General features: G+C 41.8%; 14 protein-coding genes and 1 tRNA gene. 7 read left to right on the top strand and 8 right to left on the bottom strand.

All coding sequences use genetic code 11. The features are described from left to right. Window positions 1-3 precede the first annotated feature (3 nt). On the top strand, window positions 4-777 hold the full coding sequence (locus FN831_RS09710; protein ID WP_142528026.1) for an ABC transporter ATP-binding protein: 774 nt from the start codon (window positions 4-6) through the stop codon (window positions 775-777). Next, window positions 778-1,785: an MlaD family protein gene (locus tag FN831_RS09705; protein WP_142528025.1), complete on the top strand. Its 1,008-nt coding sequence runs from the start codon at window positions 778-780 to the stop codon at window positions 1,783-1,785. An 85-nt stretch (window positions 1,786-1,870) separates the two neighbouring features. On the opposite strand, the gene FN831_RS09700 is transcribed toward FN831_RS09705, so the two are convergent. The 5 genes from FN831_RS09700 to FN831_RS09680 all read right to left on the bottom strand — a co-directional run bounded on the left by FN831_RS09700 (window position 1,871) and on the right by FN831_RS09680 (window position 5,583). Further along, window positions 1,871-2,332, bottom strand: coding sequence for an SseB family protein (locus FN831_RS09700; RefSeq protein WP_142528024.1), 462 nt, complete (start codon window positions 2,330-2,332; stop codon window positions 1,871-1,873). 264 nt (window positions 2,333-2,596) lie between these two features. Next, a complete protein-coding gene (locus FN831_RS09695; RefSeq protein WP_142528023.1) occupies window positions 2,597-3,127 on the bottom strand; it encodes a ferritin in 531 nt (176 codons plus the stop codon). A 107-nt stretch (window positions 3,128-3,234) separates the two neighbouring features. Then, window positions 3,235-3,603: a hypothetical protein gene (locus FN831_RS09690; protein ID WP_142528022.1), complete on the bottom strand. Its 369-nt coding sequence runs from the start codon at window positions 3,601-3,603 to the stop codon at window positions 3,235-3,237. A gap of 137 nt (window positions 3,604-3,740) precedes the next feature. After that, complete coding sequence (locus tag FN831_RS09685) at window positions 3,741-4,604, bottom strand: SDR family NAD(P)-dependent oxidoreductase (protein WP_142528021.1); 864 nt, start codon at window positions 4,602-4,604, stop codon at window positions 3,741-3,743. A 76-nt stretch (window positions 4,605-4,680) separates the two neighbouring features. Beyond that, window positions 4,681-5,583 carry a helix-turn-helix domain-containing protein gene (locus FN831_RS09680; protein WP_142528020.1) on the bottom strand — a complete coding sequence of 301 codons (903 nt, stop codon included), beginning with the start codon at window positions 5,581-5,583 and terminating at the stop codon, window positions 4,681-4,683. 51 nt (window positions 5,584-5,634) lie between these two features. On the opposite strand from FN831_RS09680, the gene FN831_RS27925 reads away from it, so the two are divergent. Both FN831_RS27925 and FN831_RS09675 read left to right on the top strand, forming a co-directional pair. Next, window positions 5,635-5,778 (top strand): hypothetical protein, encoded by a 144-nt coding sequence (locus tag FN831_RS27925; protein WP_221931323.1) that lies wholly within the window; start codon window positions 5,635-5,637, stop codon window positions 5,776-5,778. Window positions 5,779-5,897: 119 nt separating this feature from the next. Beyond that, window positions 5,898-5,987, top strand: a tRNA-Ser gene (locus FN831_RS09675). Between the two features lie 531 nt (window positions 5,988-6,518). Here FN831_RS09675 and FN831_RS09670 read toward each other — a convergent pair. Beyond that, window positions 6,519-6,878 (bottom strand): winged helix-turn-helix transcriptional regulator, encoded by a 360-nt coding sequence (locus tag FN831_RS09670; protein ID WP_142528019.1) that lies wholly within the window; start codon window positions 6,876-6,878, stop codon window positions 6,519-6,521. Between the two features lie 100 nt (window positions 6,879-6,978). Here FN831_RS09670 and FN831_RS09665 point away from each other — a divergent pair, with 100 nt between their 5' ends. Together FN831_RS09665 and FN831_RS09660 are read left to right on the top strand one after the other, a co-directional pair. After that, window positions 6,979-8,373 carry an MFS transporter gene (locus FN831_RS09665; RefSeq protein WP_142528018.1) on the top strand — a complete coding sequence of 465 codons (1,395 nt, stop codon included), beginning with the start codon at window positions 6,979-6,981 and terminating at the stop codon, window positions 8,371-8,373. A gap of 12 nt (window positions 8,374-8,385) precedes the next feature. Beyond that, a complete protein-coding gene (locus FN831_RS09660) occupies window positions 8,386-9,129 on the top strand; it encodes an SDR family NAD(P)-dependent oxidoreductase (RefSeq protein ID WP_142528017.1) in 744 nt (247 codons plus the stop codon). Between the two features lie 117 nt (window positions 9,130-9,246). Here the strand turns inward: FN831_RS09660 and FN831_RS09655 are convergent, their stop codons facing one another. Beyond that, window positions 9,247-10,245 carry a saccharopine dehydrogenase family protein gene (locus FN831_RS09655; RefSeq protein WP_142528016.1) on the bottom strand — a complete coding sequence of 333 codons (999 nt, stop codon included), beginning with the start codon at window positions 10,243-10,245 and terminating at the stop codon, window positions 9,247-9,249. A gap of 175 nt (window positions 10,246-10,420) precedes the next feature. Then, on the bottom strand, window positions 10,421-10,999 hold the full coding sequence (locus FN831_RS09650) for a TetR/AcrR family transcriptional regulator (protein ID WP_142528015.1): 579 nt from the start codon (window positions 10,997-10,999) through the stop codon (window positions 10,421-10,423). Between the two features lie 291 nt (window positions 11,000-11,290). Between FN831_RS09650 and FN831_RS09645 the strand changes: the two genes are divergently transcribed. Beyond that, window positions 11,291-13,660 carry a TonB-dependent receptor gene (locus FN831_RS09645; RefSeq protein WP_142528014.1) on the top strand — a complete coding sequence of 790 codons (2,370 nt, stop codon included), beginning with the start codon at window positions 11,291-11,293 and terminating at the stop codon, window positions 13,658-13,660. Window positions 13,661-13,996: the final 336 nt, after the last annotated feature.

The raw sequence follows: 13,996 nt of genomic DNA, 5'->3' as shown, positions 1-13,996 counted from the left end.
ATCATGATAAAAGAACAGAAAGCAATAGACAAAAATAACCCTGTGATTTCTATCAGGGGATTACAAAAAGCATTCGGCGACCTGCATATCCTGCGGGGTGTTGACCTTGATGTATATAAAGGCGAGAACCTTGTGGTACTTGGCCGTTCCGGAACAGGTAAGTCAGTACTGATCAAAATCATTTCCGGCCTGCTCCTTCCCGATCAGGGCATGGTGAAGGTTCTTGGTGAAGAAGTGGCAAATTTGCCAACCAGAGAGCTGATGGCCCTGAGACTTAAAGTGGGCTTTTCTTTTCAGAACAGCGCCTTATATGATAGTATGACTGTACGCCAGAACCTGGAGTTCCCACTGGTACGCAATTCGCGGAACCTGTCACGAAGCCAGATCAATGATGAGGTAGAAAGTGTACTGGATGCGGTTGGCTTGCTGCAGACCATCGAGCAGATGCCTTCTGAACTATCAGGCGGGCAGCGCAAGCGGATTGGTATTGCCAGGACGTTAATTTTGAGGCCGGAGATCATGTTATATGATGAGCCGACAGCCGGACTTGACCCTATTACATGTATAGAAATCAATAACCTGATCAACGAAGTTCAGGAGAAATATAAAACCACGGCGATCATCATTACACATGATTTAACCTGCGCCAAGGAAACTGGCGACAGAATTGCTATGCTACTGGATGGGCAGTTTGCTATTCAGGGTACCTTTGAGGAGGTCTTTGCGAGTGAGGATTCCCGTGTTCAATCTTTTTACAATTATAATTTTACAGCATAAATGAGCGCTTCAGAAAACAAAAGATCAATTATTGTCGGAATTTTCATCGTAGTTGGTGTCATTATTTTTATCGCAGGTGTACTTACCCTGGGTGGTAAACAAAAACGTTTTGTCAGCAGCATTACCTTAAAAGCGATCTTTAACAATGTAAACGGTATCACTGCAGGTAACAATGTTTTCTTCAACGGTGTTAAAGTGGGAACGGTAAGCAAAGTTGAATTTTATGGCAATGCACAGGTTGAGGTTACATTGCATATCGAGAAGTCTTCACAGCAGTATATCCACAAAAATGCGATGGCAAAACTGGGTTCAGAAGGTTTCATCGGTAATAAAATGGTGGAGATTGTGGGCGGGACTGCGCAGACGCCTGTGGTTGAAGATGGCGACAGACTGGATATTGCGGCAGCACTTGCTCCCGACGATATTATGAAGACTTTGCAGGACAATAACAAGAACATACTGGCGATCACCACTGACTTTAAGGTAGTAAGTGCTGAAATGGTAAAAGGAAAAGGTGCACTGGGCGCATTGCTTACCGACTCTGTAATGGCCGACCGCCTGCGCCAGATGACAGTAAACCTTGAAAATGCATCTGCTACTACCGCAAGAGTAACATCTGCGATCTCACAATATACTTCCAAGCTGAACAATAAAGGTACGCTGGCTACAGAGCTCTTAACCGACACAGTGGTGTTCAGTAACCTGAAATCAGCTGTAAAAAGCCTGCAGGCTACTGCTACTTCGGCATCTGAAATGACTGGAAACCTGAATGCAACAAGTAGGAAACTGAATTCTGATAAAAATGCGGTGGGTGTTTTGCTAAATGATGATTCAACAGGAACGCGATTGAAACATACTGTATCTAACCTGGAATCCAGCACTAAGAAACTGGATGAAAATATGGAAGCGCTGCAGCATAATTTTCTGCTGCGAGGTTTCTTCAGGAAGAAAGAAAAAGCAGCAGCTAAGGAAAAAGAGAAAGCACAGGAGCAGCAAGCGCAGCCTTAATAACTATTTATTTCCGATGCCAGATGAACTGGCTTCGCAAAAAAAAGACCATTGATATCAATGGTCTTTTTTTTTAAGGATTATGTTAGATTCTTCCATCCAGCAGGTTCTGAACTATGCCTGGCGAGATTTTAACTTTGTAATCACTGTGAGGGTTCACTATGAATTTCTCGCCCTGGGCTACACTGAAAAGATCTGCACCGCTCATCTTTAGAAATTCTACGTCATCTTTTACAACTCCATGGTCAAAGATGCGGTCTATGGTGGTAAACAGCGGGATTGTCCCGTCAGCCAGCGCATATAGCTCCACGCTCGTTCCTACCTCCAGGTACTGATAACCATCAGAGACATTCACATTTATAGAAATTACTATGATTTCGTCTGTAAGCACGCGCTTATAAAATGCAGGTTTGTATACAGGCTCTTTTACAGCTATTTCCAAAAGCTCGTCAAGGTTTAGCTCATCAGTATTGACCATCAGCTGATCAGTATTGGTGTCCCCTGCTTCGTTTTCTTTTTTTGCCTTAAAAATATCAAATAGTCCCATACTGTGTATCTTTCTTTAAATTAGTTTAAGAATGTATATCTATTTATAACAATGATATTCAATTTTTAGTTTCAAAAACCATACATAACCTAATTGATACACTTAAAATTTGGCAGGCTACAGCTTTGGTATTGTGAAATCAGTATTATTATTTTGTAAAGCTTTTATCCTGAAGCTCATGCCAGGGTTGAGGGAAGCCCCGAAATTTCAGACACAAAAAAACCGCTCAATATAATTGAGCGGTTCTGAAGAATAATAGCTGGATTATCCTTCGCTATCGTATTTAATGTCGTTAACATGTTTGTCAATTTCCCATCTTCCTGTACCGGCTTCACCGATCACGTCGAACAATTCGAGCGCACGTCTTGCTTTGTACTCTTCTTCACGTTGTTCTTTAAAGAACCAGTTTAAGAACTCGATAGTTACGTAATCCTGCTCTTTGTAGCAGTTTGCCGCAATGTTTTTCAGTGATTGCGTAACGCTGATTTCTGCATCCAAAGCCTCTTCGAAAACCTCTCTGAAAGAGTTGAATTCAGTTTGTATATTTGTTACTTCCGGAGAGATAGCAGAACCGCCCATATCCAAAACATATTTGAATATTTTAAGCTGATGTTGTCTTTCTTCTTCGGATTGTTTGAAAAAGTATTCAGATGAATAATCAAAACCGTTACTATCACACCATGATGCCATTGCAAGATATGCTGATGCAGATTGGGCTTCTTTTTTGATTTGCTGATTTAACAATGCTTCTACCTCAGTTGATAGCAGGCACTGTACGCGTGTGATGTCTTTCATATATTTGTAATTATGTTCTTGTCGATTTGACTGATGCAAAAATAGTGCATAAAATCAACTTTGCAGCATTACAGTGAAATATGGAAAGATTCTAAGTCTAAAGAAGGTCAGATACTTAAGCGGTAAACCCTGTCATGAATGATGCGGTTTAACTCCAGCATGACAAATGTTCCTTCAAGCAATTTTTTGAAATCAATAATTTCCAGCAGGGTTAACACGTAGCAGTGATCACAGGCACAGATAAATACGATCTCCAGATCAGGCGTCAGTTCAGAATTCAGCAGCAGTGCTTCGATATCTATCGCGTAAATCGCCTTTCTGAGCTTCATGATGCTCCTGTAATCAAAACGGGCAAGCTTGCCTACAAAATCAATATACCAGCAATTTTCTTTGTCAGACTGAAATACAGAACCATTAACAGTTCTAAATACTTCTACGAATTCTACAAGAGGCTCAGCGGTAATGACGTTTTGCATTTAATGAATTGATTATATTGCAAATATTCACATTATTAAGACTCGATACAAATAAAATCGAAGATAAATTAGAATTATTTTAATTATGTCTGTTTAAGTGGTCGCAAATGTCCATTTTCCGGGATTGGGCAAAAGAATTATTCCAGTTCTGCTTTGGCATCAGTGCTTAGTGCTTCGCTTTTCCAGGCACACATATCCTTTTGTACCAGGTTAATCTTTTCAGCAGCATCTTCAAAAGCGCGTTTGCCCAGGAACAGGTAAAGTGGCGGCTGGCTCTTTGCAGCAATACTGATCATCAGTGCAGCGGCTTTCTTAGGATCAACCTGCTGCTTAATAGCGGCACCATCGGGATATAACTCCTGTTTATGCTCTACCTGGGTCTGAGCATTGAGCATATGGCCTGAAGATGGTTTGCTTTCTGTAACAGCATTCAGATTGCCCGTGTGGAACTGGCCAGGCAGCACGACAGTGACACCGATATTAAATGGCCTGGCTTCTGCGGCGAGCGACTCAGAAAGTCCTGCTACGGCGAACCTTGCTGCACAGTAAATGCTGAAACCCGGATACGTCCCGTTAAATTCTCCTGACGAGGAAACATTGAAGAAATGTCCTGACAAGTTTTTCCTGAGATTAGGCATGGCGTTTCTGATCACGTTCATCATTCCGAAAACGTTGATCTCAAAAGTGGCCCTCGCCTCTTTATCGCTCATCTGACCTGAGTCTTCTGAGATTGGACTGTCTGTATTATTTACTACCACATCGATCTTACCAAACCTGGTAGCCGTAGCTTTTAAAGATGTGCTTACACTGTCTTCATTGGAAAGGTTAACTTCAAGCGGCAAAAAATTAGGGTACCAGTGGCCTACCGCAGCTTCAAGATCTTCGGCATTCCTGCCAGTTGCAGCAACCTTATACCCAGCTGCAAGTAGCTGTTTTACTAAATCTAATCCAAGTCCCTCTGTGGCACCTGTAACATACCATACTTGCGATTTTGTTTCCATGATTGTTATTTTGATAACAAAATTAATGGTTCAGCAGGCTCAAAAATTGCAACAATCAATCACATCATTGCTAAATTCAAACATTTCTGAACGAACCCGGGGTATAAGCGGTTTGTTTTTTGAAAAAGTTATTGAAGTGTGCCGCCTCTTCAAAGCCCAGGCAGTATCCTATTTCAGAAACATTCCAGTCGGTATGGCGCAGCAGAGATTTTGCTTCGGCCAGCAGTCGCTGAGTAATGATATCTGTTGTGGTCTTTCCTGTGGTCTCTTTGACCGACCTGTTGAGGTGGTTTACATGTACCGCAAGTTTTTCTGCAAAGTCTTTCGCCGAGCGCATCGAGAAGCGTTGTGAAGGAGTCTCTATCGGGAACTGACGCTCCAGTAATTCTGTAAAGACAGAAGTAATCCTTGACTTGGCATCAGGATGCTGGTACAGCGTTTCTGAAGGCTGCGACTTCAGTGCATAATGCGTGAGCTCTGTGACGTAATTACGGAGCAGATCATACTTGAAAACATAGTCTGATTCAATTTCATCCAGCATTTTCGTGAAAATAGAAGATACCACTTCATCCTGTTTCTCATCCAGGAAATATGCCGGCTTGCCACCGTTGCTGAACATCGGAAGATCGGTCAGGCTTCCGCGTATTTTTTCTATAAAAAAGGATTCTGTAAAGATGCAGAAGAACCCGGTGTTGTTTTCTGAAAGTGATTGTACGGTATAAGGAACGTTGGGATTAAAAAAGATCAGCGTGGTGCCTTCGATGGAAATACTTTTGTCTGCATAGTGGTACAAGTATTTGCCACGCACCAGGCTTACTTTATAAAAATCCCTTCTGCTGTATGAAACGGGTTTCGCATTTGGCCCCATGCAGTCTTCAAGGCGGAACACATTAAAGTGCCCCACCCCATGCTGTATATTGGGCGTAGCGGTGTTAAATTTGCTCTGATAAAAGTTCTCTAACGTTTGCGTCTTTTCCATAGGGATGAATTTAATAAAATTTGCTGACACAAATTTACTTTGGATAGTTTTATGACAGTTGCGTTAATCAAACCATTAATTGCGAAATTCAAACATATTACAGGAGCAATTCGTTTTTTAGCGGTTACAGGGCAGTTTGAGGGGCTGGGTAATGATGTGGATATTACAATTTTCACACCTGGAACTTCGCATTAAGAGCGTTGAGCGCATCTAAAAACAGGTTCAGGAAAAAAAATCAGTTTCATAATGAGGCATTTAAAAGATAGTTCAGGGCTACTGTTTGGCGAATTGGAGTTTAATTGTACTTTTGTCGCGGAGAGTTGGCAGAGTGGTCGATTGCGGCAGTCTTGAAAACTGTTGACTTGTCAAAGGGTCCGCGGGTTCGAATCCCCCACTCTCCGCCAAACAAAAATGCTACCCAATAGGGTGGCATTTTTTGTTATACAGCAAGTTCTGCGCGGTAGCGCAAGGCTTGGTGGATGACAAAAAAGGACAGGAGCGCAGCGACAGCATTTTGTTTGAAACCTCCCCCTAACAGGGATCAGCGAGAGTAGCGAGCTAGTCCCCCACTCTCCGCAGATAGCAATATCAAAATGTTTAAATAGCCTGTTAATGTTCAATTAACGGACTTTTTTGTTTTTAAGTGTGTTCACATATTTCATATAAAACCATATCTCCAGTGAGTAATCCAGTGAGTAGGTCTAAAAAATGAGCGAACTCACTGGAACGATGTAACAAATTATGTATCAACCAGTTTGTAATTTGAACATCTTGTGCAAGCCTGACGGTTAAGTTAAATTTGTATTACTTAAATCAGTCGTTATGGACAGCAATTTAAAAACCCTATTTTATTTAAAAAAGCCAAAGAACTACAAGCCGGCGAAATGCCCGTTTGCAATCCTGTTTTAATTTTCCGTATACCCACAAAAACCGGATTATCTTCCAGTAATTTTATGTCTGTGTTCCGTTCCCCAATCAGCAAGCACCTGGATAATCGGCTCCATAGTATAGCCATATTCCGTTAACTCATAGGTCACCGTAATGGGCTTTGTAGCATTTACCGTTCTGGTGATTAACCCGTTAATTTCCAGCTCCTGCAGATCCTTGGAAAGCATTTTGGAGCCAAGGCCGTCAATCTGCCTTTGTAAATCAGTGAAATTTTTCTTACCGTAAAGCAGCACGCTGATCACTTTGATCTTCCATTTACCGCTGATTAAATCAAGCGCGTCTTGTATCGCAAAGAGGATTTTTGAACAATCCTTTTCTATGTCATTGAGTAATCTTGTCTGTTCCATTTTCGCAATCATTAAGGGAACCCACTATACTAAGGGAAACCCATATCCAATGTAAAGTTAAGTAATTATACCTTTGAACCAACAAATTATTATATAAATCATGACTACTACATTAATTCATAGAAGAACTGCATTGGCTATTATACTCACAGTACAATTGATGTTGGCGATGGATTTTCTGATCGTCATAGTATCCTTAAAGAATATTCAGACTGATCTGCGTTTTACCACAACGAATTTATCATGGATCCCAAATGCCTTTGCATTAGCATTTGGAGGTTTGCTACTGTTAGGTGGACGATTAGGTGATATTATGGGACAGGTCAAGGCATTTCAGGTAGGCCTCGCTATATTTGTCCTCGCCTCGCTCAGCGGAGGAATCGCGCAATCTCCTTCCACCCTGATCATTGCCCGGATTTTCCAGGGTATTGGGTCTGCGCTGGCTGCTCCAAGTGTGCTGGCTTTGATCACCATTCTGGCCAGAAATGAAGACGAAAAAAACCGTGGCTTATCCCTTTTTGTAGCGGTATCCTCTATTGGTGCGTCATTAGGCCTTATTATAGGTGGGGCATTAACCGCTTTTATTTCATGGCGGTGGTCATTGCTCATTAATGTTCCGGTTGGCGCTATAGCTTTTGCAGCAATAGCATTTCTTGTACCAGAAACTGCGAAGGTCAATGGAAAAATAGATCTGCTGGGCGCATTGACAGCAACGGCGGGCTCTTCGGCACTGGTATTCGGTTTTATAAGTGGAGGAGAATATGGATGGTTATCATTAATCACAGCAGGCAGTTTTATCAGCGCTGCATTTTTGTTCATCCTATTTATCAGGATAGAATCGAAAGTTACCGCGCCCCTGTTGAAACTAAATATTCTTGCCCCAACAACGAGACGTGGTGGTCTGTTTGTCATGGCAGTCATTTGCGGAATGCACTTTGCAACTTTATTTCTCATTCTTCAGTATTTCCAGGAAGTACTGGGATACAACCCATTACTGGCTGGTGTTGCTTACCTTCCATTAACAACCATTGTATTTATACTATCCAATTTTGTGCCCCGTCTTCTTTCCATTTTCGGAAGTCGCACCTTACTCGTTACCGGAAGCCTTTTAGTAGCAGCCAGTCTGCTTGGTTTTTCAGAATTGAGCAGTACAAGCAATTACTCAATAGGTGTTCTTGTGCCTTTGGTGCTGCATAGTATAGGTATTGCTTTGGTATTTTCACCCGGCAGTATTGTAATCCTCGAAGGTATTAAAGATGAAGACGCCGGTATAGCCTCAGGAGTTTTACAAATCAGTCAGCAAATTGGTGGTGCCATAGGCATTGCTGCAGTATTATCCGTATACTCAGCCAATGTTAAACCCCACGATTTTTCTTCAGGCCTCAGCACAGCATTTTTAACCGCTGCGGGTATTGCTTTAATCGCTGCCCTGATTGCAACTTTTACCATCCCAAAAAAACAAGTTACACTGCATTATACATCACAAAAATTATAAAAAACAAAGACAATGAACAAATTTGAAAACAAAATAGCTGTCGTTACCGGCGGAAACAGTGGCATGGGCTATGGCACGGCCAAAGTTCTTAAAGAATTAGGCGCTACAGTTATTATCACCGGAAGAAGAAAGGATGCGATAGATCTGGCCGCACAAAAACTTGGAGTTACCGCTATTTTATCAGATCAGGCAAAACTTGAAGATATTGACAGCTTAGTAAGCGAAGTGAGTGATAAGTTTGGCAAGGTTGATATCCTGTACATCAACGCCGGAGTATCAGGTACATCCACCATCGAAAAGGAAACACCAGTTAACTTTGATAAGATCAACAATATCAATTATAGGGGCGTATTTTTTACGCTGAGCAAGTTCATCCCTTATCTTAATGACGGAGCATCTGTTGTTGTGCTTTCTTCTGTACTTGCTACCACGGTCGCTTCTACCCTCAGCGTTTACAGCGCAAGCAAGGCCGCAGTAAATTCCATAGTAAAAACAGCAGCGCTGGAACTGGCAGCAAGAAAGATCAGAGTGAATTCCATCAGTCCGGGTGCCATTGACACTGAGCTATTCAGTAAAATGGGAATGGATACTGACAGCCTGAAAGGCATGAACGACTACCTGATCAGCTTAACGCCGATTGGCCGGATTGGTAAACCGGAAGAGATTGGTCAGCTTGTAGCCTTCCTTTCGAGTGACGAAGCTTCATTTATCACCGGAGCCGACCACATCATTGACGGAGGATCATCAATCCTTTAATCAATTCTTTTTACACCAGAAACAAGAATGGTTTTGTCAGCTGAATTGCCGGCAAAACCATTTTGTTTTATTGTGAATGTTAAGCGGATACACTTCTAGCATATCCGTAAAGCGAGCTTAAAAATCAGTTATGTTCACATCGTGTAGTGAAGTCAGCAATTCCGCACCATATGCAGAAGCGGGCGACTGAAATCCTATTTTAAACGAACCATTCAATGCATGATTTACCACCTCAACTGCTGATGTAACAGTTGGCATATAACCATCCTGTGTATCCGCCATTGAACGCACTACTGTTCCGTCATCTCCGGTAACTTCGACTAGAATTTTACTGCGCTGTGTGCCAGATCCTGCTACCGGATGACCTTCTTTGAATGGTTCAGTACCCGCTTCAGCCGGAGCCGCCATTGCAAAATATTCCTCGATATCAGGAATACCTGTTGATTTATAACTGATAACTACCGCACCCAAAGGCATCAGAGAAAAATCTTCCGGGCCGTCACCCAGATCAAAAGCAGCAGAAGGTGCTTCCGTTAGTTTTCTTAACTCGCCGTTTTTCCTCACCAAAAATCCCGCGTTGATGATATTGCCACTGCTGGCTACAGAACCGGGCGTAAACCCTCCTGAATATTTGAACGCTGCACGCAGTGCAACAGGATTTTTTACGCGTTTCGCAGTGTGTACAATTAAAGGGTCATATGTAGCGAATAATCCGGCTCCTGACAACAGCATGATACCGGCGGCTTTGGCTGCAGCATCTTTGCTTTCGGCAAGACGGTAAATGTCTACTTCTGCAGTAATATCAAAGTAGTGTACCTTGGATTTGATGGCAGCTTCCATCGCCTGCTCTGCTGTTTCGCTAAAAGGTCCTGCTATATTTAGCAATGCAGTTTTACCTTCCAGGGATGCTTTCCATCCTTCAATGTCACCAACATGAAATACATGGTAAGGAACGTTGAGTTCAGCAGCCAATACAGCTAACTTATCTTCGCTTCTGCCGGCGATTTCGAAGTCTATGCCTCTGCGTGCTGCTTCATGGACGATTAGTGTACCAGTGTATCCGGTTGCTCCGTAGATCAACAATTTCCCCTGTGGGATAGTTTGTAAGTTTTTCATGTTATTCAGTTTTATTCTGTAGTATGCGTTTCAGATTTATAGCAACAAAAAGCAGGTTTATTATTTAATGCCTCTGTTACTACTCGTATATCTTTAGCAAACGTATGCTAATTTTAAAACAAACATTTCAGATTAATGTCATTAAAACGCGAAGTTCAACTGCAGTCAGGCCAATCTACTGAGAAATTTGTGTGATGAGATATTTTGCCATCTTTTTGATCCTGACAGGATCGTGATGGATAATGTAGGATTCATGCCAGCCTGTAAAAGCAGACAGGATGAAACTGGTCAGAGTTTCAGCGTCTGTATCGCTGGTGATTTCTTTGAGTTCAATTGCCTGCTGAATCAACTTCAGTAGAAACCCATGCGTAAAATCGCTATCCTGCTTGAGCAGCACTTTGATATCCGGATCTGTTGACGCCAGTTCGAAAGTTGTCTTTATGGCCAGACAGTGGTTATCGCTATAAAGAATTGTATTCACACAATCATTGATTAAACCAATAACTGCTTTTATCGGTGACTTGATTTTAGAGGAATGTGCCAGAGTTTCCTCCATCCGGGTGTGTACATAGTTGGTGATACACTTGATAAATAACTGATGCTTATCTCCTATGGTATTGTATAAACTACTGGCGTTTATCTGCATCGCGTCTGTCAGATCACGCATGGAAGCACCGCCGTACCCTTTTCTCCAGAAAACCTCCATGGCTTTTTGAATAGCCCTATCTTCATCAAATTCCACATTTCGTGCCATAATATCCGCAAAGGTAGTATAAATCTGAAATGTATGTTTTAGATTAATGTCATATTTCGATTGAAAAGTTAGCCAGCCAGCCATAAGCCAGTATACAAATTCTTTGAAGAAATATTTTATAAAATTGTCATATTAAAAAGCTGTTCATATTTAGACAATGGAGCTGGTTTTGTTGGGTAAGGGCTTTTTATACTCTCTCTGCTGGGTCAAAGCATCAAGACCTAAAGACTATTTATTTATTATCATTATAAATAACAAAGATATTGTTCTACATTCGCATAAATTTAAATTATGATGAAAAATCTACAACTCTCGCTATTTATTTTGCTGGTTTTTTCCCTGGTTAGTCTTACTACCGTTGCACAAAGTGTCAAAGTACAGGGTATAGTAAAAGATGAAAATGGGTTTCTGCCTTTTGCAACCATCAAGATCGGTAGAACGTCAAATAATGCAGACGCAAAAGGTCTGTATGGAATATATCTCTCTGCCGGTGTTCCTGTCACATTAAAAATCTCCTCTGCAGGTTATCAGACATTATTGGTCAATCTTCCGGCCATACAACGTGATACCACAATCAACTGGAAGTTGGAGAAGATTCAAAATGACCTGGATGAAGTTGTAGTTTCTGCAACCCGAAGGCCAGAGCAACTTCGTAATATTACTTCATCTGTAACAGTAATTTCCAGGAAAAAACTGGAAAATGAAATCGCTATCAATCCGGATTTAACAGCGATCCTCGCAAATCAGGTTCCAGGAATCGCACCTTCAGCACAGTCTGGCAGCAATGTTGGTCAGAATTTGCGCGGTAGACCCATGCTGGTCATGATTGACGGTGTTAGTCAGTCCTCCCCTCTCAGAAATGCAGAAGTTGATCTCAGATCTATTGATCCCTCCGTCTTACAGCAGGTCGAGGTGGTAAAAGGTGCAACTGCTATTTATGGTAACGGGGCTGCCGGAGGCTTGGTCAACTATATTACATTGGTGCCAGATACAGCCCAGAAATTTGCGGGTAAAACTGATATCTCCTATAATGGATCGCTGGTGAAGCTTAAAAACTCCGCTGGAGGCAGAATCAGCCAGATGTTCTATGGAAAAACTAACAAGTTCGACTACGTTCTAAGTGGTGTGGCAGAGCAAACAGGCGAGTATAGAGACGCAAAAGGTGATATTGTAGGCCCTAACTATAGCCTTGGGGAAACAGATAGCTATAACGCATTTGCCAAGATAGGTTATCAGCCTACTAAAAATCAACGTCTTCAGCTGGTTTACAACTTTTACAGTAGTTTACAACACAGTAACTACACACTGATTAATGGAAATTTGGCCACAGGCCAAAAGGCAACAGGAAAGTTAGGAGCTCCTGCGGGAATACCAACCGGCAATCAGTACAACCATAATCTACATTTTTCGTACAAACTTGACAGTCTGTTTTTAAAAACTTCCCTTACAGCTGACGCATATTACGAAAACAGGGAAGACGTTTTTTACGTCTCTGCTGGTCGATTTGACGGCGGCGACGGACAGTCACTTGCGCACAATGATAAGAAAGGCGCAAGGATATTTTTACAAACACCAATTATTGACCATTTACCTGTAACAGCAAACCTTGCCTATGGATTAGATTTTCTCCGGGATAAAACCTCACAACCATTGGTCGACGGCCGTGTGTGGGTGCCTACTATGGATATGACCAATCTGGCGCCATTTGTACAGGCCGATGTAAATCTTTTCAGGAACCTGATATTTAAAACAGGATTCAGGTACGAGCATGTGAACATTGATGTTGATGATTACCAGACTCTCCGGATTACCGGTGCAAACGGGGCGACAGTAACACCCTCAATCAATGTTACGGGCGGCGCATTAAAATACAATACGGCCTTATTTAATGCTGGTTTCAAATACAATAAACTACCATTGTTCAGTCCATTCGTCAGTTATTCCCAGGGTTTCTCTGTAATGGATATTGGTCTTGCATTGCGCGACGCGAGAGCCAGCAGCATCGACAAAATAAATACTGATGCTGTTAGGGTAAACAACTATGAATTAGGTTTTGAAAGCAGTTTCAAAGGATTAAAACTTACGGCATCAGCTTATCGCAGCACATCTAAATTAGGCATAGAGGTTGTATACGATCCGGCAACAACGCTGTATAATACCAACCGGAGCCCGGAAAATATCTACGGTTATGAACTGGCGGCAAATTTTATCATTACACCCTCTCTGAATATTTCAGGAAGCTACAGTTATACCGAAGGCAAACGAGATGTGAATGGAAATGGAAAGTATAACGATCCTGAAGACCTGTACTTAAACGGAAGGCGCATCTCTGCACCAAAAATTACGGGTAGTATAAATTATCTTCCGCTGAGGGTACTTGATCTGACACTTAATTACACTGGGATTATGAAACGTGACCGGTTTGAGAAAAATGCAACCAGCGGAATCTATAATGGAAATGAAGGTGTAGTTGAGCCTTACAACCTGTTTAGTTTTGCAGCTGGATTCAGGGTTAACAAAAATACACGTTTAAGTCTGGGTATTGACAATCTATTCAATGAGGATTATTTTCCTGCCCGCGCCCAGTGGTTTATGCAGCCAGGCTTTTACTCAAAAGGAAGAGGCAGAGCTGTTAACCTTGGCCTTTCTGTCAGATATTAACTACTGTCATTACTCTAACATTGCAGTTTTTAATAAGATACTTATCTCGCAGAACCATACAAGTGTGGCTCTTTCCAGGCTTCAGAAAGCAATAAAAGAGCAATCTCCTTCAGAAGCTGACATGTATTAGGTATAGGAATCTTTGGGCGTTATCTATACTGCACGTAAACAATATGGGAAGGCTGAAGAATATTACCTCAAAAGAGCCAGCTATAAACCGCCTATGAATTTTATTTTAAGCGCATGATACCTGAATTCATCTTATGATCTGGATGTTTATGCTGCTTAATATATTTTTTCAGGATGTTTATCGCAAAGAACAGGTAGTTATACAAA

Origin of the sequence: Pedobacter westerhofensis (assembly GCF_900182595.1) — a bacterium.
Classification (GTDB): domain Bacteria; phylum Bacteroidota; class Bacteroidia; order Sphingobacteriales; family Sphingobacteriaceae; genus Pedobacter; species Pedobacter westerhofensis.
This window is presented reverse-complemented; position numbering and strand designations above follow the sequence as displayed.

Bases quoted from the DNA above. Each gene is read 5' to 3' on its own strand.
- FN831_RS09710 (WP_142528026.1), top strand. From the start codon at position 4: ATGATAAAAGAACAGAAAGCAATAGACAAAAATAACCCTGTGATTTCT.
- FN831_RS09705 (WP_142528025.1), top strand. From the start codon at position 778: ATGAGCGCTTCAGAAAACAAAAGATCAATTATTGTCGGAATTTTCATC.
- FN831_RS09700 (WP_142528024.1), bottom strand. From the start codon at position 2,332: ATGGGACTATTTGATATTTTTAAGGCAAAAAAAGAAAACGAAGCAGGG.
- FN831_RS09695 (WP_142528023.1), bottom strand. From the start codon at position 3,127: ATGAAAGACATCACACGCGTACAGTGCCTGCTATCAACTGAGGTAGAA.
- FN831_RS09690 (WP_142528022.1), bottom strand. From the start codon at position 3,603: ATGCAAAACGTCATTACCGCTGAGCCTCTTGTAGAATTCGTAGAAGTA.
- FN831_RS09685 (WP_142528021.1), bottom strand. From the start codon at position 4,604: ATGGAAACAAAATCGCAAGTATGGTATGTTACAGGTGCCACAGAGGGA.
- FN831_RS09680 (WP_142528020.1), bottom strand. From the start codon at position 5,583: ATGGAAAAGACGCAAACGTTAGAGAACTTTTATCAGAGCAAATTTAAC.
- FN831_RS27925 (WP_221931323.1), top strand. From the start codon at position 5,635: ATGACAGTTGCGTTAATCAAACCATTAATTGCGAAATTCAAACATATT.
- FN831_RS09670 (WP_142528019.1), bottom strand. From the start codon at position 6,878: ATGGAACAGACAAGATTACTCAATGACATAGAAAAGGATTGTTCAAAA.
- FN831_RS09665 (WP_142528018.1), top strand. From the start codon at position 6,979: ATGACTACTACATTAATTCATAGAAGAACTGCATTGGCTATTATACTC.
- FN831_RS09660 (WP_142528017.1), top strand. From the start codon at position 8,386: ATGAACAAATTTGAAAACAAAATAGCTGTCGTTACCGGCGGAAACAGT.
- FN831_RS09655 (WP_142528016.1), bottom strand. From the start codon at position 10,245: ATGAAAAACTTACAAACTATCCCACAGGGGAAATTGTTGATCTACGGA.
- FN831_RS09650 (WP_142528015.1), bottom strand. From the start codon at position 10,999: ATGGCACGAAATGTGGAATTTGATGAAGATAGGGCTATTCAAAAAGCC.
- FN831_RS09645 (WP_142528014.1), top strand. From the start codon at position 11,291: ATGATGAAAAATCTACAACTCTCGCTATTTATTTTGCTGGTTTTTTCC.